Annotated in this window: 21 protein-coding genes; 20 read left to right on the top strand and 1 reads right to left on the bottom strand. The window is 37.0% G+C overall.

Annotated features, from left to right (window positions below; genetic code table 11):
- Positions 1–90: 90 nt before the first annotated feature.
- The 3 genes from U5921_RS00460 to U5921_RS00450 all read left to right on the top strand — a co-directional run bounded on the left by U5921_RS00460 (position 91) and on the right by U5921_RS00450 (position 2,711).
- On the top strand, positions 91–1,548 hold the full coding sequence (locus U5921_RS00460) for an amino acid permease (RefSeq protein ID WP_324824577.1): 1,458 nt from the start codon (positions 91–93) through the stop codon (positions 1,546–1,548).
- Positions 1,526–1,729 (top strand): DUF2892 domain-containing protein, encoded by a 204-nt coding sequence (locus U5921_RS00455; protein WP_324824576.1) that lies wholly within the window; start codon positions 1,526–1,528, stop codon positions 1,727–1,729. Before U5921_RS00460 ends, U5921_RS00455 begins: the two co-directional genes overlap by 23 nt.
- Before the next feature lie 334 nt (positions 1,730–2,063).
- On the top strand, positions 2,064–2,711 hold the full coding sequence (locus U5921_RS00450; protein WP_324824575.1) for a peroxiredoxin: 648 nt from the start codon (positions 2,064–2,066) through the stop codon (positions 2,709–2,711).
- A gap of 142 nt (positions 2,712–2,853) precedes the next feature.
- Here U5921_RS00450 and U5921_RS00445 read toward each other — a convergent pair whose 3' ends face one another.
- Positions 2,854–3,462 (bottom strand): hypothetical protein, encoded by a 609-nt coding sequence (locus U5921_RS00445; RefSeq protein WP_324824574.1) that lies wholly within the window; start codon positions 3,460–3,462, stop codon positions 2,854–2,856.
- Positions 3,463–3,671: 209 nt separating this feature from the next.
- On the opposite strand from U5921_RS00445, the gene U5921_RS00440 reads away from it, so the two are divergent.
- The 17 genes from U5921_RS00440 (at position 3,672) to U5921_RS00360 (ending at position 20,972) form a co-directional block, all read left to right on the top strand.
- A complete protein-coding gene (locus U5921_RS00440; protein ID WP_324826020.1) occupies positions 3,672–4,154 on the top strand; it encodes a YbaK/EbsC family protein in 483 nt (160 codons plus the stop codon).
- The gene (locus U5921_RS00435) at positions 4,144–5,001 is read left to right on the top strand and encodes a deoxyribonuclease IV (RefSeq protein WP_324824573.1); all 858 of its coding nucleotides are present in this window, start codon (positions 4,144–4,146) and stop codon (positions 4,999–5,001) included. The genes U5921_RS00440 and U5921_RS00435 overlap by 11 nt, the downstream gene beginning before the upstream one ends.
- 249 nt (positions 5,002–5,250) lie before the next feature.
- Positions 5,251–6,477, top strand: coding sequence for a WG repeat-containing protein (locus U5921_RS00430; protein ID WP_324824572.1), 1,227 nt, complete (start codon positions 5,251–5,253; stop codon positions 6,475–6,477).
- Positions 6,467–6,952 carry a PH domain-containing protein gene (locus tag U5921_RS00425; protein ID WP_324824571.1) on the top strand — a complete coding sequence of 162 codons (486 nt, stop codon included), beginning with the start codon at positions 6,467–6,469 and terminating at the stop codon, positions 6,950–6,952. Before U5921_RS00430 ends, U5921_RS00425 begins: the two co-directional genes overlap by 11 nt.
- Positions 6,939–8,405 (top strand): PH domain-containing protein, encoded by a 1,467-nt coding sequence (locus tag U5921_RS00420; protein ID WP_324824570.1) that lies wholly within the window; start codon positions 6,939–6,941, stop codon positions 8,403–8,405. Before U5921_RS00425 ends, U5921_RS00420 begins: the two co-directional genes overlap by 14 nt.
- A gap of 52 nt (positions 8,406–8,457) precedes the next feature.
- Positions 8,458–8,925: a pyridoxamine 5'-phosphate oxidase family protein gene (locus U5921_RS00415; protein WP_324824569.1), complete on the top strand. Its 468-nt coding sequence runs from the start codon at positions 8,458–8,460 to the stop codon at positions 8,923–8,925.
- A gap of 237 nt (positions 8,926–9,162) precedes the next feature.
- Positions 9,163–10,296 (top strand): aminotransferase, encoded by a 1,134-nt coding sequence (locus U5921_RS00410; RefSeq protein ID WP_324824568.1) that lies wholly within the window; start codon positions 9,163–9,165, stop codon positions 10,294–10,296.
- A gap of 154 nt (positions 10,297–10,450) precedes the next feature.
- Positions 10,451–10,969 (top strand): hypothetical protein, encoded by a 519-nt coding sequence (locus tag U5921_RS00405; RefSeq protein ID WP_324824567.1) that lies wholly within the window; start codon positions 10,451–10,453, stop codon positions 10,967–10,969.
- A 294-nt stretch (positions 10,970–11,263) separates the two neighbouring features.
- Complete coding sequence (locus U5921_RS00400) at positions 11,264–12,073, top strand: N-acetylmuramoyl-L-alanine amidase (protein ID WP_324824566.1); 810 nt, start codon at positions 11,264–11,266, stop codon at positions 12,071–12,073.
- Between the two features lie 529 nt (positions 12,074–12,602).
- Positions 12,603–13,403 (top strand): adenosylmethionine decarboxylase, encoded by an 801-nt coding sequence (gene speD, locus U5921_RS00395; protein ID WP_417765023.1) that lies wholly within the window; start codon positions 12,603–12,605, stop codon positions 13,401–13,403.
- Positions 13,404–13,423: 20 nt separating this feature from the next.
- Positions 13,424–14,878 carry an aminotransferase class I/II-fold pyridoxal phosphate-dependent enzyme gene (locus U5921_RS00390; protein ID WP_324824564.1) on the top strand — a complete coding sequence of 485 codons (1,455 nt, stop codon included), beginning with the start codon at positions 13,424–13,426 and terminating at the stop codon, positions 14,876–14,878.
- A 6-nt stretch (positions 14,879–14,884) separates the two neighbouring features.
- On the top strand, positions 14,885–15,736 hold the full coding sequence (gene speE / locus U5921_RS00385; RefSeq protein ID WP_324824563.1) for a polyamine aminopropyltransferase: 852 nt from the start codon (positions 14,885–14,887) through the stop codon (positions 15,734–15,736).
- Positions 15,726–16,580, top strand: a complete 855-nt coding sequence (gene speB / locus U5921_RS00380) for an agmatinase (RefSeq protein ID WP_324824562.1) — start codon at positions 15,726–15,728, stop codon at positions 16,578–16,580. The genes speE and speB overlap by 11 nt, the downstream gene beginning before the upstream one ends.
- Positions 16,581–16,630: 50 nt before the next feature.
- Positions 16,631–17,833, top strand: coding sequence for a saccharopine dehydrogenase family protein (locus U5921_RS00375; RefSeq protein WP_324824561.1), 1,203 nt, complete (start codon positions 16,631–16,633; stop codon positions 17,831–17,833).
- A 13-nt stretch (positions 17,834–17,846) separates the two neighbouring features.
- A complete protein-coding gene (nspC, locus tag U5921_RS00370) occupies positions 17,847–18,974 on the top strand; it encodes a carboxynorspermidine decarboxylase (RefSeq protein ID WP_324824560.1) in 1,128 nt (375 codons plus the stop codon).
- A 212-nt stretch (positions 18,975–19,186) separates the two neighbouring features.
- Entirely contained in the window at positions 19,187–19,873 is a 687-nt protein-coding gene (locus U5921_RS00365) for a lytic transglycosylase domain-containing protein (protein WP_324824559.1), read from the top strand.
- Positions 19,874–19,904: 31 nt separating this feature from the next.
- Positions 19,905–20,972, top strand: a complete 1,068-nt coding sequence (locus U5921_RS00360; protein ID WP_324824558.1) for a GGDEF domain-containing protein — start codon at positions 19,905–19,907, stop codon at positions 20,970–20,972.
- The last annotated feature ends 31 nt before the right edge of the window (positions 20,973–21,003 follow it).

Below are 21,003 nucleotides of genomic sequence, written 5' to 3'. Positions count from 1 at the left end.
TTATATATTTTTGAATTTGAGGAATAATAACTTAATGTTACGATAAATGTTTGAAAAAAGACAAATAAATAAAAAATTAAGAGGTAACTTATGGAAAAAAATAAAAAAGGATTATCTGCCTGGCAGCTTACGATGATGGCATTAGGAACGGTAATCGGAGGTTCCTTTTTCGTTGGATCGTCAGTTGCAATTCGTGCTGCGGGACCATCCATTATGATTGCTTATGTACTCGGTGGAATTTTGGTCTACTTTATATTGATCGCATTGTCTGAAATGACGGTTGCAAATCCGGATTCAGGTTCCTTTCGAACCTTTGCAGAGCAGGCTTTTGGGCGGGGAATCGGTTTTATTGTCGGATGGGTCTATTGGACGGGGATGGTTTTGGCAATGTCAAGTGAAGCAACGGCAGTGTCGATATTGGTAAGCAAGTGGATTCCGAATATTTCCATACCTTTACTTGGAGGTGCTGTCATCATTGGTGTGACACTTATTAATTTACTTGGAGCCGATAAATTAAGTAAATTGGAAAGCGGCCTTGCAGCGGTAAAACTATTTGCCATTGCCTCTTTTATCGTAATCGCAGCGTTATTGGTTTTAGGAATTGCCTTTCAAACTCCGGCGATCGGAGCAGGCGAATTAAGCAGAGAGCCCTTTATGACAGGCGGTATTAAAGGAATTGCCGGAAGTATGTTGATTGTCATGTTCAGCTATGCCGGATTCGAAATTATCGGACTTGCTGCTTCTGAAAGTGAGAATCCCAGAAAGACAGTCCCACAGGCAATTTTGTATACGATTTTATCCCTTGTCGGTTTTTATATCCTTTCCATGGCTTTTTTATTTCCGCTGATTCCTGCAAAAAATATCAAAGAAGATGTCAGTCCAATGGTGGCAGCTTTGAATTATCAGGGAATTGGATGGGGAAGTACAGCGCTGAATATTGTTATGATAACTGCAATTATATCGACGATGCTAGCAGCCATGTTTGGACTTGGCAGGATGATGCGTTCTCTCGTATCGGAAGGACATGCACCAAATTGGCTGAAAGATAAAACGGACGTTCCTTATCGAGGAATTTTGTTTTCTGGATCGGCGATGTTACTGGGGCTGGGGATCGGTATCTTTCTGCCGCAAATATATTTGTTTTTAATTAGTTCCGGAGGATTCGCACTGCTATTTACGTACGTGATGATTATGGCGGCACATATCCGGCTGCGTAAGAGAAACGGATGTCCGCCGGAAGGGAAATGCCAGATGCCTGGTTTCCCGTATACTTCATGGTTTTCTTTGATTAGCATGATTGTAATTATCCTCAGCATGCCTTTTATACCAGGACAAGTCTCGGGTTTGATTGCGGGTTTTACAATCATTGCAGTCTATTCTTTGATTTATATAGCAATTCGCTTAGCTGGACATTCAAAAGAAAAGAAACCTTTTACGAAAGACCTTTCAGAGCAGGAATACACATCAATGCTGTCACGAGAATTTTCTGAAGAATTGATAAAACCAAGAAAGGAGGAGAAAAATAATGGATCGGAAGATGAAATGTAATGTTGGAAAGACAGAGCAAATAGTCCGCCTTACGATTGGATTAGCGATTGTGCTTTTGGGTATTTACTTCCAAAGCTGGTGGGGAATTATTGGATTGGTACCTTTAATCACTGGACTGACACGTTATTGCCCAATTAGTGATCTTTTAGGAATCTCAACTTATAAGACGAGAGAACAATAAGCTTTTACAAAATGAGAAGAGAGAAAACCTGCAATAATTTGAGTTGAATTTTGCGGGTTTTTTTATAGGGCAGCACGTTTCGGAGGAAGATTTTTACAATCTGTATGTAAATCAAGAGTTTGCGCCACTGGAACGCCTCGAACGTTTTTGCTATGCTGGAGATGACCGGAATATCTGCATGAGATATATTCTAGGAAATGAGATAAAAATAGTAGAATCATGTTTCTAATAAGGAAAAATTGGGTATTACTATTATAAAGTTAGAGTATTTGAACATAAGTTTTAAGAAAGGAGTGTATGAGGAATCTAATGGAGACTTCATACAAATGATTATATGAAAATCGCATTAAGAGATAGATTTCCTGAACTTAAGGTAGAAACAACAAAAGGAAGCATTCAATTGCCGGGGGATTACGCAGGAAAGTGGTTTATTTTATTCAGCCATCCGGCAGACTTTACACCGGTATGCACTACTGAATTCGTATCTTTTCAGAAGAAAATGAAACAATTTAACGATTTAGGCGTGGAGTTGATCGGTCTAAGCGTAGATAGTTTGGAATCACATCATCAATGGATTCAATGGATCAAAGATAATATTCATGTACAAATTGAATTTCCGGTTATCGATGATGAAAAGAGAGTTGTTGCCGAGACACTTGGATTAATCCATCCGAATGAAGATGAAACAGTAGCAGTCAGAGCTGTTATTATAGTGGATCATAATGGTAAAGTGAGAACGATATTGGAATATCCAAAAGAGATTGGAAGAAACATTGATGAAATACTTAGAACAGCGAAAGCTTTAAAGATGGCTTCCATTAAAAAAGTATTTGCTCCAGCCAACTGGCCGCATAACGAAATCATAGGAGACAAGGTTTTATTTCATAGAGAAAAAGGAGAAGATAAAACATCGGATAAAGAATGCGGCATTTACAGCTTGGCAGATTGGTTTGAATATAAAAATGTGAATGAAAATGACTGATTTATTTTTTGACATATTATAAAAAAGGGGTTTTCTAAAAGCAAATAAGTTTGAGGGATACCTCTTTTCTATAAAAACAGAGAGTGCTTGCGAAGCTTTCTCTATTTTTTATAGAAGAGATGATCGGAAGGATCTTTTAAAATTAACATTTACCTTTGCCTTTACCTAGAATTTCAAGACCGGTGTTTGCAAAAAGTACACCGCGAGCAAAATAGTTTGACATTAAAAAATTAATGTTCTCTGTTAAATTATATAAATTAATTTCTGCATCTGTATTATCGGTCACAATAGCATTGACTTCTTCGATTTTGTATTTGATATATTGATAAAGCAAATACTGCCATTGATTTTTGTCCCAATATATATTAATTTTTGCTAAAAAAGTAGCGATTTCATCTGCTATGTGATACCACTCAATTACCTTTGTATTTGTTAGGATGAGGTCTCCGTATTTCATGGCCTCAATCACTTCCATCATTGTTTCGTTAAATTGTAAAGATAAATTTTCGAGAGTTTTTCCGTTTTCTGTCCCAAAGAAGATACTAGACATGGAGCCGACTTCTGCTGGAAGGGAAAGCATACCTTTTTTTGATGATTTTATATTAGGAGTATCGTAAATTAAGGCTCTGATATAGGAGCGATTCCACACTCCCATTCTAATCCATAGTTTTTGTACTGCGACAAGAGTATTCATCTGGTCGTATGTAAGGTACGGTTTATTACTTGTATCTTCCTGATTTTTAAATTGCATGAGAGTCCCTCCGTAGATTCATTTGCTATATTGTTAGTATATGCTTCATTATAATAAATGATATGATATTGATAAAAATTAAACTTATTCTTATTATGAGAGTTTTTTAAAACATAATATCACCATCTTCTTTATAGGAGCCAGATGGTTTGACGAAGAGAATAAAAAGAATTAAAATAGTTCTGAGAATTAAGAAGGGAAGTGATGATATGTCGATTGAAAAAGTAAGAGAATATTTCAAACAATGGAATTTAGAAGATAAAATATTAGAGTTTGGTGTATCGAGTGCGACCGTTGAATTAGCAGCTTCAGCACTTGGGTGTGAACCTGAGCGCATTGCAAAGACACTATCGTTTAAAGGAGATTCGGGGTGTATTTTGGTTGTTGTTGCTGGTGATGCCAAAATAGATAATCGAAAATATAAAGAAAAATTTGGAATAAAGGCAAAAATGTTGAAACCGGATGAAGTGCTCGAATTGGTAGGACATGCTATTGGAGGGGTTTGCCCGTTTGCTGTAAAGCAAGATAATTCTATTTATCTCGATCAATCCTTAAAACGATTTACTACGGTATTTCCAGCCTGTGGAAGCAGTAATAGTGTGATAGAACTGACAATACCGGAATTGGAGAAATATGCAGATTGTATGGAGTGGGTGGATGTATGCAAAGGATGGGGTGAGAATGCGGTCTGAAAATCAGCTCAAAATCGGTTGTCATCTGTCGTCGGCTAAAGGGTTTTATGCAATGGGGCAGGATGCAATTAAAATAAATGCTAACACATTTCAGTTTTTTACAAGAAACCCAAGAGGGAGCCGAGCAAAGGAGCTGGACTTAGAAGATGTCCAACAACTTTTAAACTTAATGACTGAAAATGGTATGGAAAGAATTTTAGCACATTCCCCATATACTCTAAACCCTTGTTCTTCTGAACCGAAAAAGTGGAGTTTTGCGCTAGAGACTATGAAAGATGACTTAGAAAGAATGGAATATCTGCCGGGAAATTTTTATAATTTTCACCCGGGAAATCATGTGGGGCAAGGTGTAGAAGCTGGAATAAAACAGGTAATTTCGTTGTTAAATTTGGTTTTAACAACGAAGCAGTCAACGATGGTTCTTCTTGAAACGATGTCAGGCAAAGGAACAGAAGTCGGCAGTAAGTTTGAAGAACTGTATCAAATTATGGAAGGCGTTGAACAAAGCGATAAATTGGGGATCTGCTTGGATACCTGCCATGTTTTTGATGCCGGTTACGACATTGTAAATGATCTGAATGGGGTTCTCCAGGAATTTGATAGAATTATTGGACTGGACAAGCTTTATGCGATACATCTGAATGACAGTAAAAATGAAATCAGCAGTCATAAGGACCGCCATGAAACAATCGGGAACGGAAAGATCGGGATGGAAGCGATTCTTAATATTTTGACCCATCCGAAATTGTCGGATTTACCATTTTACTTGGAAACGCCGAATGATTTAGCCGGACATAAGGCAGAAATTGAACTGATCCGAGCTGCATTGAATTCAGGAAGAAATTAAAAATGAAAGAAAGAAAAAACCTCTAAAAATAATTTTTAGAGGTTTTTTCTTTCTTTATAATACCACAAAATGACTCAAATTTTAAGTCTTTTACTTACTTCTCTATCAGAAGAGCAAAAATATTGGATTTATACTGCGGCTGATAGGATGGAGCTTTGCTAAAAAGTTAAGATGTTCGCAATATATTAATGCAAGTACTATGTTATAATGAATTGTAATAATTGAGAAAGAAAGGAATTGAGAACGGATATGGGGATAGCAGAACTTTCAGAAAGCGAATCAGCACTTACAAAGAGTAAAAAGGGAATTATGATTGCAATTGTAGCAATTGCAATACTTTTAATCGGGATAAAAGCATACGAGTTTTACCAGCAAAAACAATTACTTGAGAAGACGATTTCTAATCTTAATTGGGAAATTCCCCTTGAAAAAGATTTTGAATTTATAGATTGGCGCCAGATGAAACTGAATAAAGAATTTGAGAAGTATGGATTAAAAGTTTTTTCTGTGGTTGTAGAGGACAAAGAGGAATACGGGATTTTTGATAAGCTGTTTGGTGTCATGCGCAAAGACGGAGAAATTATCATTCCGGCTATATACGAGACGCTTACTCCGGATTGGGATATGAAATATATACTGGGAAAAAATTGGAGTACAGATCAGGCGCATTATTATAGTTTAGATGGAGGTAATTACATCGCTAAGACTTTTAAAAGTGCATCTCCGTTTGAAAATGGTTATGCTGTTGTAGAAGATGAAGCCGGATATTATATTATAGAGCCTTCCGGAGAGATAAAATTAAAATTTGATTGTGACTTTTTGAGCATATTTGATAGCGAAAGGGGATTGTATCAGTTTCAAGCGCAGTCAAATAAGAACAGTATCGGTGGACGATGGGGTCTCGTGGATATAAATGGGACAATATTGTTAGATCCTAAGTACGATGTGATTGAAAAAGCAGATGAAGACAAGCTTCTGGTTATCTATAAGACGGAAAGTGTATTTCAGGAAAGCAAATATCTGGATTATGATTTCAAACCACTGTTTGAGGAAAGCTTTGAGCATGCTGAACCGTTTTCGGATGGATTGGCACCTGCAAAACGTGAGAATGATACTTGGGGCCTGATGAATACGAATGGTGAGATCGTTCAAAGAATCAGCTGCAGCGATTTTTATTCTTATTCTGAAGAATTGTCAATTGTTGGAAGAGGAAAGCGTTTATGCGGAATCGATAAGAACGGGGATGCCGTATTTGAGGTACCTTATGAAGAAAGCAACAGTATCACTGGATTAAGAAGGGGATTTCAGGATGGTTTACTTTTATTTCGAGGGAAGAATGGAAAATACGGTTATATTGACAGGAATGGAGATGTAGTAATTCCCCCTGTATTTGATGATGCAGACCCGTTTGAAGATGGAAAAACATTTGTTGAAGTAAATGGTCAAGGAGGAGTAATTACACGAGATGGAATATAGTCGTATACATAAAAATGCAGTAAAAGCCTGGATGATAGGAAGAATCATTTTTTTGACAATATTTTTTGCAATCTATTATCCGGTTGTATATAAACTGCTCATGCCTAGATTTGGTGACATGCTGACAGTAAAAATTGGATTCAATGGATTGACCTTTTTATTTATCCTTTTCTTTTTAGTCAATACCTTCATAATGCCGATGATTCAATATAAAGAGTGGAGATACAGCATTCAACAAGACCGCATTGAATTGCTGAATGGAGTATTGATCCGCAGCAAGGTGGTAATTCCTATTTCCAGAATACAGTATATTGAGATTGAACGTGGACCGATTTATCAGATTTTTCATTTGGCATCACTCGATATTAATACAGCAAGTGATTCGCATGAAATACCAGCGTTGACTCTTGAAGAAGCAAATGAAATATCTCAGAAATTAAAAACTATGATAGAAATGAGTGATGATGTTGATTGAGAAAGAAGAACAAAAAAAGATTGACGATACTTTAGTGTCTGAAAGTAAGAGAAGTATGCCCTTTCAGACGGAGAGAAATCATAGTTGTAAAATATTATATATGTTTTTAAAAAAAATGATGGAAGGTCTTGTACTATTTATCATCATTATAAAAAACCATGATGGTTTTGGCGGCAACCTTTTCTTTTATGTATTGTTTCTAATCCTACTGAGCATGCTGCTATTCAGTGTATTGGACTGGCGCAGGCAGGTATTTTATTTTTACAAAGAGGCGATCTATTTTAAAAGCGGACTGCTGAATGTAAAAATCAGAGAAATCCCATTTCAACGAGTGACAACAGTGGATCTGACAGAGGGTATTCTGGACAAAATATTTGGGACGGTTAAAGTAAAAGTAGATACGGGGAGCCTTTCAAAAAATGAAAGCGAGCTGTCTTTGCTGTTAGATAAAAGGAGAGCACTCGAAGTCCGCAGTTTGATTTTAAATCGCCCGGACCATATCAAAACAGATTCTAAGACTTTTGGTAAAGGCTACAATGTCAGTTTTACTCAATTGATGCTTTATGCGTGTACTTCCAATGCGGTCACAAAAGGAATTGGTATTATTTTTGTCGCCTATACATTTTTAGATGATTATATTTTCAATATTTTTGATATTAAACTCTTAGATTACGAAATAACGGCAAAATATCTATGGGAAAAAGTAATATGGGTTGTGGCGGGTGTTATTTTAATCAGCACTCTTTTATCAATCATGAAAAGTCTGATTCAATACTATAATTTTAGAATCGATGTGGAGGGAGATAAGCTGAATATCTGTTACGGATTATTGAATCAAAAACATTATTCGTTTTCACGGGATAAAATAAAAGGAGTGCATGGGCGGCAGAATGCACTTATGCAGCTGTTTCATCTAAAAACATTAGAAATCGAAAGCATTGGATATGGGGATGAAAAAGGAGAGTCTGCTATTTTATTTCCAATCTGTAATGCAAAATTAGAGGAAGAGATCATGGATGAATTGCTGCCCGAATTTGTTTATAAAGGGAAAATACAGGTGCTTCCGAAACGTGCACTGTTGCGTTTTATTTGGAAAAAGGTTCTTTTTTTAGGTATTTTAGTAGCAATTCTAATGCACTATGTTTCGTTTGGAATTGCTGGTGTGATCCTCTTGCCTTTTGCATGTTGGTTAGGCTATATGCAATTTCGAAATGCCGCAGTTGGTATGGATCAAGAGCTTCTTACTATGTCATACAATGGAATGTATAAGGTCAAAACAGTAGTAAAGAGAACAGCAGTGCAGTCATTTGAGAAATCACATTCTTATTTTCAAAAGAGGGCAGGTCTTGCCAGCTTCAAAGTCAATATATTCAGCAATCAAAAATACCAGAGCCTTAAAGTGAAAAATTTAGAAAGCCATGTAGTGGATAATTATTTGAAAAAAGCAAGGTAATGAGTTAAAATAAAAGCAATTAGAATACGGTGATGTGAAAAAGGAGGATATTATGTTTCGAGAAATGAGAAGAAAAGAAAAACAATTGGCGACAGAAGAAACAATTCAGATGCTTGAAAGAACGCTTTACGGCACGCTGGCTCTTTTAGGGGATGGTGGTTATCCTTATTCACTGCCGATCAGTTTTGCTTACAAGGATAATAAAATATATTTTCACGGTGCAATGCAGGGACATAAAATTGATGCAATTAAAAAAGAGCCGAAGGTATCCCTGAGTGTGGTTGAAAAGAATGAAGTTTTACCGGAAAAGTTCGATACCTTGTATCGAAGTGCGATTGTATTCGGGAAAGCACGTGTGCTTTCAGAGCCGCAGGAGAAAAGGGAAGGTCTTTTAGCATTGATTGAAAAATACTCCTCTGAATATATGCAAAGCGGACAGGCATATATTGAAAAGGCACTTGCAGCTGTAAGCGTAATGGAGATTGAAATTGAGCATATGACAGGAAAAGAGGGAAAGTAAAAGATAGATTTTTTGGACCTATCTCTTGCGATAAAGATTTATCGAACTAAAATTGAATGAAAAATAATTATGGATGTTGCAGCTTAAAGTTTCTCTGATGTTGCAACATTTTTTTAAATAATTTTAATTTTTGCAGATAAGATAAATAGTATAGTTTTTCATGATTAAAACTATGCAAGAGTAATACAAAAAATCTATAATAATAGGCAATAAATAAAGTGAAAGATGGAGGTGTTTATGAAGATAAAAACGTTTAAGGTGGAGCAATGGATGAACGAATATGAGAATGATGCGGTGTATAATTTGGCGGAAACCTGCGTAGATTCGCTTACGCTGAGAGAGCTTTTAATATTGGCGGAGAAGAATCCGGAGGAATTTATGAAAGGGTTAGCTGATACAAGAATGACATATAGTCATATCTATGGATCAGACGCTTATCGCAATGGAATAAGTGGATTATATGAAAAGATTGAACCACATCAGGTTATCCCTACCCACGGAGCAATTGGCGGAAATCATCTGGCATTGCTTTCAATTTTGGAACGAGGAGATTCTATGGTTTCGGTGATGCCTACTTATCAGCAGCATTACTCCATTCCGGAATCGATCGGTGCAGAGGTAAACATACTGCAGCTGACACCAGAAAAGGGATTTCTTCCTGACTTAAAAGAGCTGAAACGTATGGTCAAAGGCAATACAAAGCTGATTACAATCAATAATCCAAATAATCCGTCCGGCTCTTTGATCCCGCAGGAAATGCTGGAAGAAATCGTATACATTGCCTCTAAAGCAGGAGCTTATATTCTCAGCGACGAAGTATATAGAGGATTAAGCATCGATGAAAGCTATATGCCGTCTATAACAGACCTGTACGAAAAAGGGATCAGCGTGGGGAGCATGTCAAAGGTGTTTTCATTGGCAGGTCTTCGTATGGGCTGGATCGCAGCCCGTTGTCAAGAAGTCCTTGATTTGTGCAAAGAACGAAGAGATTATGATACGATCAGCTGTGGCGTAATGGATGATATCTTTGCTTCTGTTGCGCTGGAAAGTAAAGAGGCCATTTTTAAGCGAAACAGAGAAATCATTAAAAAAAATCGAAAAATTCTGGATGACTGGGTGAATGCGGAACCGCATATTACGTATACAAAACCGGAGGCGGGAACCACTGCATTGCTGTATTATGATTTTAAAGTACCTTCCAGAGAATTCTGTAAAAATTTATTAAAGGATACAGGTGTTTTTTTTACTCCTGGAGAATGCTTTGAATTGGAGTATTGCGTAAGAATCGGTTACGCATACGATTCCAAAACTTTGGCAGAAGGTTTAAAAAAGTTAAGCGAGTATATGAAACAAGTTTATAAGGAAGGTTAATTGAAAATCGAATAAGAGAAACAAAATGCAAGAAATTATAAAATACCACGAAAATGAAAAATTTATGCCATACTTTTGCCATATGTGCGGGGTATCATGAAATCATAAAACTTGTTAAAGACAAGAAGCAAATATGAAAAAGGAGGTCTTTTATATGAAAAGGACAAAAATAGCTTTAACAGTTGGTATGATGGTATTTGCATTTGGGGCAACTTCATTGACTGCCTTTGCAGCTTCAAGCTATGAGAACCCGGCAGAAGCAGTTGCAGCACTGACAGGGAGAACAGTAGAAGGTGTTGTTGCAGAAAAAACAGCAGACAATGTTACTTATGGAAGCATTGCAAAGGATGCTGGAAAGCTGGAAGCGTTTAAAGGAGAACAGCTCCAAATAAAAAAGGATCGTTTAGAAGAAAGGGTTTCTGAGGGAAGCATGGCACAGGAAAGAGCAGAAGAGATCATTGCAGAAATTGAAGAAAATCAGAGCAATTGCGATGGGGGCAGAACTGCAAAAATTGGTGAAAAAATGGGAGCTGGATTTGGAATGATGAATGGTAACGGTCAAGGGCAAGGAAACAAAATGAAAAATGTGCAAGGAAACAAAATGAAAAATGTGCAAGGAAAAGGTGAAGGGCGTGCTTTTAGAAACGGAAGCTGTCAAGTGACTGAAAATTAATAAGGATATAAAAATAACTCGGTGGGCATTCCTGCCGAGTTATTTTAGTTTAGGAATACTTTTATTTAAAGGGAAAGCTTTATATTTAAGAGTAACTTAAGAATTGACTGCTTGATATCTGATATAATAAAAATCTATAATAATATAGTAAAGCAAAAAAATTAAATATAAATATTATTTTTTATATGAATGAGAATATTGTTCCTTATATTATAAAAGAGTATCTTACACATACGGTCATTGAGGATATATATGGAAACAAGAACCCCTGATATGTATGATTAAGAGAAAGGAATGTCTATGCAGCCATCGATAGAAAATTTAGAACCGAGTCAACGCAGGCAGCTTCGCAGAGAACGGTTAAAAAGAAAAAGGATAAAAAGAAAAAGGCTACAGAAAAAATTGATTTTTTTTGCAGTCAGTGTTTTAACGCTTTTCTTTTTTCGAAGTGTAATGATTCATTCTGGTTTCATTGGAAAAGAGAGTGGGACAAGCCATGTTTTTGAAGACTTATGGGATTTAAATGATGATTTGCTGGGGACAGTGATGCTCGATGCTGGACATGGCGGAAATGACTGTGGAACGGATGCAGGAGCTATTTTAGAAAAAGAATTGAATTTACAAATTACGCTTAAGATACAAAAAAAATTAGAAAAAAAAGGAGTAAGGGTCTTTATGACTCGAAATGATGATACGTATTTATCACGAGATGCGCGGGTGGCTATGGCAAAAAAAGAAAATCCGGATCTATTTATAAGCATTCATCAAAATTCCTTTACTGACAGCAGTGTCAGAGGAATGGGTATATGGTATAACGAAAAGAAAACAATCGGAGGAGAAGAAAGCTATATTTTAGCAAAAAAAATAGAAGAGAAAATTGCAGCGGACACGCAGATCATAAGTCGAGGGATTGTAGCGGATACAGACTTGCAGGTCTTACGTCAAACGGAAGTCGCAGCTGTCTTGATCGAAATCGGTTATGTTACAAATCCAGAAGATTGGAAGTTGATTGTTTCCGACGAATATCAGGAAAGGGCTGCAGAGCGCATCACAGAGGCTGCGGTTGCATATCTGATGCAGCAAAACGGAGACGAATTGGTGTGATGATAGAAAATGTGTGTCAGGAAAATGAAAATAAGATTACATATTAAATAATAGTTGCATTTTAAAATAAGCTGATATATAATTGGAAAAGCAAAAACAGTTAGAGGTTTTTGCGAGAATTTTTGACTATTTCCATTTTTGGGAATCATGGCCATGCGGACAGCCAGGTCAAATGCCGAATTGGCAACTTCGTTGCCTTATTGATTGAGTACATTGCTCAAATTTTATAAGTTGATGTTGAATACAATGATTTAACATTGAGTTGGTTACTAAACAACCGTGTGCCCGAAGGCACATCACACTTGTGAAACGATCAATAAGAGTAGTAAAAGTAATTCTTGCTATATAGACTCTAATCTGATATTGAATAAATAAAATGCAAATAGAGCTTTGCATTGAAATAAAACAATTTTAGTATTGAAACTCAAGTGTAATGATGTTAAAAATGATCATTCAGCTTGAGTTTTTTTAATATTTATCAAAATGTTTGCGGATATCTTGGGAACGATAAGGATGAGGAATGAAAAAAATGAATGACAAATTGCGATTATATGGATTTAATAATTTAACCAAATCATTGAGTTTTAATATTTATGATGTCTGCTATGCAAAGAGCGAACGAGAACAAAAAGACTATATTGCCTATATTGATGAGCAGTATAATTCCGATCGTTTAACAAAGATACTTTACCACGTATCCGAAATGATAGGTGCGCATGTATTAAATGTTTCAAAACAGGATTATGAGCCGCAAGGAGCGAGCGTTACTATTTTGCTTGCTGAAGAACAAATGGTTCGCTCGGGTTCATGTAAGTGCGTTGAAGAAGAAATCATAACAAAGGGTGAAACTGTTCTTGCACACTTGGATAAGAGCCATGTAACGGTACACACTTATCCGGAATATCACCCAGGAACATGCATCGCGACATTTCGTGTGGATATCGATGTAGCTACCTGCGGTGAAATCACACCTTTGTCTACATTAGATTATTTAATTCAAAGCTTTGATTCGGATATCATAACCATGGATTATCGTGTTCGTGGATTTACAAGAGATATTGAAGGTAAAAAACTTTTTATGGATCAAAGCATGACTTCAATTCAAGATTATATTGATGATAAAACGCTGAAAAAATATGATGCCATTGACATTAATGTGTATCAATCCAATCTTTTTCATACAAAGATGCTGATTAAGGAGATTGATTTAAAGAATTATCTATTTAAAACAGACGTATACGAAATACCCCCAAAAACAAGATTGGATATTACCAATAGTCTAAGGCGGGAAATGATAGAGATTTTTACTGGAAGTAATATTTATGATTAGAAAGTAGGGAGGTGTAAGATATGCATTTGGATCAAAGGCATATGCCAATTTTTGAGGCTTTACAGAAATTTAAAAAAGATCGGATTGTACCATTTGATGTACCTGGGCATAAAAGAGGAAAGGGAAACTTGGAACTGACTGATTTTCTAGGCGAAAAATGTATGTCGGTTGATGTAAATTCCATGAAGCCGCTTGATAATTTATGCCATCCGGTTTCCGTTATTTCCGAAGCGGAAAGACTTGCAGCAGATGCGTTTGGTGCAGCACATGCCTTTTTTATGGTAGGAGGAACCACTTCCTCTGTCCAGACTATGGTTTTTGCTGCCTGTAAGTCAGGCGAGAAGATTATCATGCCGAGAAATGTGCATCGAAGTGCAATCAATGCATTAATTTTAAGTGGTGCAACTCCGATCTATGTCAATCCGGATATTGATGAAGAGCTTGGCATATCTTTAGGAATGCGTTTGAGTGAACTGGAAAAAACCATCTTAGAGAATCCGGATGCAAAAGCTGTTTTAGTAAACAATCCAACTTATTATGGAATTTGCTCGAATATAAAAGGAATTGTAGAGCTTGCGCATCGATACGGGATGTTGGTATTGGCGGACGAGGCGCATGGCACACACTTTTATTTTGATGAGGAGCTTCCGATTTCCGCTATGGAGGCAGGAGCAGATATGGCGGCTGTCAGTATGCATAAATCCGGTGGAAGTTTAACGCAAAGTTCATTTTTACTGTTAGGGGAAGAAATGAATGCAGACTATGTAAGGCAAATCATTAATCTGACACAAACAACGAGCGCTTCTTACTTATTGTTGTCCAGTTTAGATGTATCCAGAAAGAATTTAGCTTTAAACGGAAAGGAAATCTTTAAAAAGGTAAGAGATTTAGCTGATTATGCAAGGAATGAAATCAATCAAATCGGCGATTATTATGCTTATTCCAGTGAAAGAATCAATAAGGATTCTATTTATGATTTTGATGTGACTAAATTATCAGTAAACACACTGAATGTTGGGTTGGCGGGGATTGAAGTTTACGATCTGCTAAGAGATGAGTACGGCATTCAGATAGAATTTGGAGATATTGGAAATATACTGGCTTATATCTCTGTGGGAGACCGGGAACGTGATATTGAACGTCTAGTCAGCGCACTTGCAGAAATACGCCGCAGGTATAAAAAAGAAAGAGCAGGGATGCTGGATCACGAATATATGAGTCCACTTGTGGCAGAAACTCCGCAGAACGCTTTTTACGGAGAAAAAAAATCGCTGCCGATCATGGAAACGGCTGGATATGTGTGCGGAGAATTCGTCATGTGCTACCCTCCCGGTATTCCGATTTTGGCACCGGGGGAGAAAATTACAAATGATATATTGAATTATATTCAATATGCAAAAGGAAAAGGTTGTTTCATGACCGGACCTGAGGATATGAAGATAGAACATATCAATGTTATAGCTGGAAAGGAGTAAGGAAACATGGATTTGTGGTATACAGAACGGCATACCGATGATGTGAAATTTTCTATAAAAGTAAATCGGCAGTTATATTCAGAGCAAAGTGAATTTCAAAGAATTGATGTGTTTGAGTCAAAGCAATTTGGACGATTTTTAACTTTAGACGGATACATGATGCTGACGGAAAAGGATGAATTTATTTATCATGAAATGATTGTACATGTTCCAATGGCAGTACATCCGGATGTGAAAACTGTCTTGGTGATCGGTGCAGGTGACGGCGGTGTCATTCGCGAGCTATCAAAGTATGAGACAATCAAGCAGATTGATATGGTTGAAATTGATGAAAAGGTCGTAGCGGTTTGTAAAAAATATTTACCGGTTACTGCCTGTTGTTTGGAAGATCCAAGAGTGAAAATCTATTATCAGGATGGATTGCGATTCATTCGCACAAAAAATCAAGAGTACGATTTGATTATCGTAGATTCAACCGATCCTTTTGGTCCGGGGGAAGGACTTTTCACAAAAGAGTTCTATGGGAATTGTTATAAAGCATTAAAGGAAGATGGTATCATGGTAAATCAACATGAAAGTCCGTTTTATCCGGATGATGCGATTGCGATGCAAAGAGCACATAAGAGAATTGTAGAAAGCTTTGAAATAAGCAAGGTGTATCAGGCACATATTCCTACTTATCCTTCCGGGCATTGGCTGTTTGGATTTGCTTCGAAAAAATATCACCCGACACGAGACTTCTTACCAGAAAGATGGCAGAAAAAAGAATTAAAGACAAAGTATTATAATACACAGATTCATTTAGGGGCATTTGCATTGCCAACCTATGTAGAGGAGCTTTTAAAAGATGTGGAATAAAAACGTAGAAACCTTTATTGGATGCGATGCAGAGTACGAGGATGCGGGCATTGTTCTCTTTGGAGCACCGTTTGATTCGACAACTTCGTTTCGACCCGGGACGAGATTTGCAAGCAGAACCATGCGAAGTGAATCCTTTGGTTTGGAAACATATAGTCCGTATCAGGATAAAGATTTACAGGAAATCAATGTTTTTGACGGTGGAGACTTGGAACTTAGCTTTGGAAATCCATTGAATGCTTTAGATCAAATTAAAGAAACGACGAATAAAATCATTCATGATAGTAAAATTCCCTGCATGATTGGAGGAGAACATCTAGTGACATTTGGTGCAGTACAAGCGGTGTTTGAATCTTATAAAGAGCTTCGTGTCATTCATTTTGATGCGCATTCTGATTTGAGAGAAGCGTACTTGGGTGAACGTTTGTCACATGCTTCTGTAATTCGAAGGATATGGGACTTGGTAGGTGACGGCTGCATTCATCAATTTGGAATTCGAAGCGGAGAACGTGAGGAATTTCAATGGGCAAAAGAGCACACGAACCTTAACAAATTTTCTTTTGAAGGCTTAGAAGATGCAATAACAGCCTGCCAGGGATATCCTGTATATTTTACCATTGATTTAGATGTACTGGACCCTTCCGTCTTCCCGGGAACAGGAACGCCAGAGGCGGGTGGTGTTACATTTATGGAATTGCTTGAGGCGATAAAAAAAGTGGCTGCATTGGACATTATCGGCATGGATGTGAATGAATTAGCTCCGATTTATGACCCTAGTGGAGCGTCTACAGCGGTTGCTTGTAAAATACTTCGAGAATTATTACTGGCAGTTGGGAGCAAATAAATCACTTTATAAATATAGAAAATAAAGGAAAGAACAAGGAGGAAAAGAGAATGGGTAAGGCGTTAATTATTGGCTGTGGGGGTGTTGCGAGTGTCGCAATTCATAAATGCTGTCAAAACAGTACGGTTTTTGAAGAAATTATGATCGCGAGCCGTACAAAAAGTAAGTGCGACCAATTAAAGCGTGAATTAGAAGGAAAGACAAAAACAAAGATTTATACGGCACAGGTAGATGCGGATAATGTAGCGGAATTGGTTGCATTAATCAATGAATTTAAACCAAAGGTTGTATTGAATTTAGCACTTCCATATCAAGACTTAACCATCATGGATGCATGCTTAGAAACGAAGACGCATTACATTGATACAGCAAATTATGAGCCTTTGGATACGGCGAAATTTGAATATAAGTGGCAATGGGCATACCAGGAACGATTCAAAGAAGCGGGGATTACAGCTCTTCTCGGTAGTGGATTTGATCCGGGAGTAACCAGTGTATTTTCTGCATATGCAATGAAACATCATTTTGATGAAATCAATGAAATCGATATTTTAGATTGCAATGGCGGCGATCATGGGTATCCGTTTGCAACAAACTTTAATCCTGAGATTAATATTCGTGAAGTATCCGCCAATGGAAGCTATTGGGAAGATGGCAAATGGATTGAAACAGAGCCGATGGAGATCAAAAGAGAATATAACTTTAAAGGCGTAGGGAAAAAAGACATGTATTTGTTGCATCATGAAGAATTGGAATCATTAGCTCTCAATATTAAGGGTATTCATAGAATTCGTTTCTTTATGACCTTTGGACAAAGTTATCTTACTCACTTGAAGTGCCTTGAAAATGTTGGAATGACTTCGATCGAACCAATTGAGTTTGAAGGAAAGCAGATTGTGCCGCTTCAGTTCTTAAAAGCTGTGCTTCCGGACCCATCCAGTCTTGGACCAAGAACGGTAGGTAAAACGAATATCGGCTGTATTTTTAAAGGGAAGAAAGATGGAAAGGATAAAACCTACTATCTATACAATATCTGTGACCACCAGGAATGCTATAAAGAGGTTGGTTCACAAGCAGTCAGCTATACCACCGGTGTTCCGGCTATGATTGGTGCGATGCTTATTATGAACGGCACATGGAAAGGAAACGGTGTCTTTAACATTGAGCAATTCGATCCCGATCCATTTATGGATGCGCTAAATCAATGGGGACTTCCATGGGAAGAAGAGTTTAATCCGGTATTAGTGGATTAGGGAAGAGCGAATCATGATGAAACATTTTAATATAGCTACTCCTTTTTATTTAATTGATGAAGAACGACTGGTGAAAAATTTAAAGATATTAAAACAAGTTATGGATGAAACGGATTGCCGCATTTTACTTGCACAAAAATGCTTTTCCATGTTTTCCGTGTATCCGCTGATCGGAAAGTATCTTAGCGGAACAACAGCAAGCGGACTTTTTGAAGCAAAGCTTGGAGCAGACTATATGGGTTTGGAAAATCATATTTTTTCAGTAGCTTATAGAGAAGAAGAGATCGATGAGATTTTTAATATCTGTGATCATATTATATTCAATTCTTTTTCTCAATGGGAGAAATATAAGCGGAAAGCGATGGAATTAAAAAAAGAGTGCGGCCTTCGAATAAACCCGGAATGCTCGACGCAGGAAGGACATGCAATTTATGATCCCTGTTCTCCTTATTCCAGAATGGGGATCACAAAAAAGAATTTTCATTCAGATCAATCAGAGGGTATAAGTGGCCTTCATTTTCATACATTATGTGAACAAAATTCAGATGCATTAAAAGTAACAATTGATGCAGTTGAAAAACAATTTGGAGAGATACTCCCTAAAATGAAATGGTTGAATTTCGGTGGGGGACATCATATTACTCGTTCGGATTATGATATTGAGACGCTGGTTCAATTGATTCATCGTATGAAAGAACGGTATGGTGTGACTGTTTATTTGGAGCCCGGTGAAGCAGTCGCACTGAATGCAGGGTATTTAGTAACAACGGTATTGGATGTAATTGACAATGGTATGGAGATTGCCATCGTTGATACATCGGCAGCTTGTCACATGCCGGATGTTTTAGAGATGCCATATCGTCCGGAAGTAATTGGAGCGGGTAAACCGGGAGAGAAAAAATATACGTACCGCTTAGGAGCACCTACCTGCTTAGCTGGAGATTTCATCGGGGACTATTCCTTTGATCAACCATTGCAAATTGGCGATCAACTCTGTTTTTGTGATATGGCGATTTATTCCATGGTTAAGAATAATACATTCAATGGCATGAATCTTCCATCTATTGCATTAAGAGAAGCAGAAGATATAAAAGTCATTAAGACGTTTGGATATGAAGATTTTAAAAGTCGTCTCAGTTAAATCATTAGAGAAAGCTCAGAATAAAAAAATATGGGCTTTTTCTATAATTAGATTAAGGAATTCTTGTAAAAGAAATAATAATAAGCTTATTTGTTCATGTAGTATTTTGCTTTATATTGTAGAATTGTGTTATAAAATGAATAAAATTAGTTGCTCTTATATCTCAAAAACGGTAAGATAGAAAAAGTTAAAGTAAGAATCAGGAGAAGTGTATGAGTAAGGTAATTAATTTTGCAAGTATAAATGATACAGCAGCAGTCAGAGCAAAAGAGCGGGATAAAAAAGTGCCTTCCAATTTTCAAAATTTCTTAGAGAAAGAAATGGGAGCATCAGATGGTAAAGAAATTGATTTAGACTCTATCTTTGAACGTGCGGCTGAAGAATATCAAGTTCCGCTGAATCTTTTAAAAGCGGTAGCAAAGGCGGAATCCAATTTTAATACACAAGCAATTTCAAGATGCGGTGCACAAGGCGTAATGCAGTTAATGCCGGAGACTGCTGCGGCACTTGGAGTAAAGGATGCTTTCGACCCGGAACAAAATATTTTCGGCGGGGCAAATTACTTGGCGCAGAAGTTAAAACAGTATAGTGGAGATATCAATTTGACTTTAGCTTCATACAATGCCGGAAGTGGAAATGTTAAAAAATATGGCGGCGTTCCCCCATTTAAGGAAACACAAAATTATATAAATAAAGTAATCGGCTATATGGGAGAAAACGTGGCGGCAAGCAGGACATCAAGCAGAATATCATTTAAAACAGGTGATGCAATAGAAATGGATTCGTTAGAGCAGATTTCGTACAGCGAGTTACTACAGGCAATGCTGCAAATCGACATTCTTAGTCAAAAGCTTGGAAGTTTGACCGAAATAGGAGACATGAATGATGGAGCGGAATAACAGGTGGAATTACACTCTGGAGAGAAGAAGGATGCAGATCTCAAACCTTTTTTGGGGTATTGTGTTGATTGAGTTTCTTACCGAGTTATCTGTTTTTTCTGTTTTAAAAATGCGATATGCTTTTAGCGAAAGTGTTAATGAATTCCAATATTTAAGGCAGTATGTTTTTACTCCCTCATTCATTAATCTTGTATCTGTTTTTTTCTCATCTGTCTTTCAACATTCGAAAAATAGGACTACGGATCAAAAGAATGATGCGGTTTTATTTACTGGAATCGTAATGTGTTTTGTCATCACCTATTTTCACGATACCGTATTTATTGTGTATGCAATCTATGTCATACCGATTATGGTGACAATATTATTTGGTGAATCGAAAAAGACGAGAATCGTCTTTTTCAGCAGTATGTTTTTTTCTTCTGTTAACTGGCTGCGTTCCTTTATTCATATAGGAGGGGCATTGGAACTTTTTTTTATTAATTTAACTGCATTTTATGCTGTTTTGCTTGCAGCCTATCTGATCTGCCAAGTTTTGATTTCCTACAATAAAGAAAATTTGATTTATTTAAAATCCGGTCATCGGCTGCAAGAGAGCCTGCGAGAACAGGTTAAGCAGGATCCTCTTACCGGTCTTTATAATCAAAATACATTTTTTTCATATATTGAAACAGTATTAAATGAGGATACACCTAAGGGAAAAGCGACAACACTTGCTATTATGGATTTGGATGATTTTAAAAAGATTAACGATACGTATGGACACTCTACCGGAAATGAGGTCTTAACAAGCCTATCTAAAATGCTTCGTATCTTTTTTTCAGAGGAGAATGAATTTACATCACGTTATGGAGGTGAGGAGTTTGCAATTTTATTTCGAGAGACAACGAAAGAAACGGCAGCAGAAAAAATTGATTATTTTCGCAAAGAGTTTTCAAGATTATCTTTTTCTTCGATGAATAATGAGAATGTTACTTTTAGCGTCGGTGTTGCCCAATCGAATTTTTTAAGGGACAGTCCTGATGATTTGTTCGACCGTGCAGATAATGCATTATATCAAGCAAAAGCACTGGGAAAAGACAGAACGATTGTTTTTACATAGAATTAACAAATTTTACATAGAATAGAAATTA

Origin of the sequence: Sinanaerobacter sp. ZZT-01 (assembly GCF_035621135.1) — a bacterium.
Taxonomy (GTDB): Bacteria; Bacillota; Clostridia; order Peptostreptococcales; family Anaerovoracaceae; genus IOR16.
The sequence above is the reverse complement of the archived record's forward strand: the minus strand, read 5'-3'. Positions and strand labels throughout refer to the sequence as shown.

What these genes read in the sequence shown, in the direction of transcription:
- U5921_RS00430 (WP_324824572.1), top strand. Translation starts at nt 5,251, where the DNA reads ATGGGGATAGCAGAACTTTCAGAAAGCGAATCAGCACTTACAAAGAGT.
- U5921_RS00400 (WP_324824566.1), top strand. Translation starts at nt 11,264, where the DNA reads ATGTCTATGCAGCCATCGATAGAAAATTTAGAACCGAGTCAACGCAGG.
- U5921_RS00390 (WP_324824564.1), top strand. Translation starts at nt 13,424, where the DNA reads ATGCATTTGGATCAAAGGCATATGCCAATTTTTGAGGCTTTACAGAAA.
- U5921_RS00455 (WP_324824576.1), top strand. Translation starts at nt 1,526, where the DNA reads ATGGATCGGAAGATGAAATGTAATGTTGGAAAGACAGAGCAAATAGTC.
- speE (WP_324824563.1), top strand. Translation starts at nt 14,885, where the DNA reads ATGGATTTGTGGTATACAGAACGGCATACCGATGATGTGAAATTTTCT.
- U5921_RS00360 (WP_324824558.1), top strand. Translation starts at nt 19,905, where the DNA reads ATGCAGATCTCAAACCTTTTTTGGGGTATTGTGTTGATTGAGTTTCTT.
- U5921_RS00420 (WP_324824570.1), top strand. Translation starts at nt 6,939, where the DNA reads ATGATGTTGATTGAGAAAGAAGAACAAAAAAAGATTGACGATACTTTA.
- U5921_RS00450 (WP_324824575.1), top strand. Translation starts at nt 2,064, where the DNA reads ATGAAAATCGCATTAAGAGATAGATTTCCTGAACTTAAGGTAGAAACA.
- speB (WP_324824562.1), top strand. Translation starts at nt 15,726, where the DNA reads ATGTGGAATAAAAACGTAGAAACCTTTATTGGATGCGATGCAGAGTAC.
- U5921_RS00405 (WP_324824567.1), top strand. Translation starts at nt 10,451, where the DNA reads ATGAAAAGGACAAAAATAGCTTTAACAGTTGGTATGATGGTATTTGCA.
- U5921_RS00440 (WP_324826020.1), top strand. Translation starts at nt 3,672, where the DNA reads ATGTCGATTGAAAAAGTAAGAGAATATTTCAAACAATGGAATTTAGAA.
- U5921_RS00445 (WP_324824574.1), bottom strand. Translation starts at nt 3,462, where the DNA reads ATGCAATTTAAAAATCAGGAAGATACAAGTAATAAACCGTACCTTACA.
- U5921_RS00365 (WP_324824559.1), top strand. Translation starts at nt 19,187, where the DNA reads ATGAGTAAGGTAATTAATTTTGCAAGTATAAATGATACAGCAGCAGTC.
- U5921_RS00415 (WP_324824569.1), top strand. Translation starts at nt 8,458, where the DNA reads ATGTTTCGAGAAATGAGAAGAAAAGAAAAACAATTGGCGACAGAAGAA.
- U5921_RS00425 (WP_324824571.1), top strand. Translation starts at nt 6,467, where the DNA reads ATGGAATATAGTCGTATACATAAAAATGCAGTAAAAGCCTGGATGATA.
- speD (WP_417765023.1), top strand. Translation starts at nt 12,603, where the DNA reads ATGAATGACAAATTGCGATTATATGGATTTAATAATTTAACCAAATCA.
- U5921_RS00375 (WP_324824561.1), top strand. Translation starts at nt 16,631, where the DNA reads ATGGGTAAGGCGTTAATTATTGGCTGTGGGGGTGTTGCGAGTGTCGCA.
- U5921_RS00410 (WP_324824568.1), top strand. Translation starts at nt 9,163, where the DNA reads ATGAAGATAAAAACGTTTAAGGTGGAGCAATGGATGAACGAATATGAG.
- U5921_RS00460 (WP_324824577.1), top strand. Translation starts at nt 91, where the DNA reads ATGGAAAAAAATAAAAAAGGATTATCTGCCTGGCAGCTTACGATGATG.
- U5921_RS00435 (WP_324824573.1), top strand. Translation starts at nt 4,144, where the DNA reads ATGCGGTCTGAAAATCAGCTCAAAATCGGTTGTCATCTGTCGTCGGCT.
- nspC (WP_324824560.1), top strand. Translation starts at nt 17,847, where the DNA reads ATGATGAAACATTTTAATATAGCTACTCCTTTTTATTTAATTGATGAA.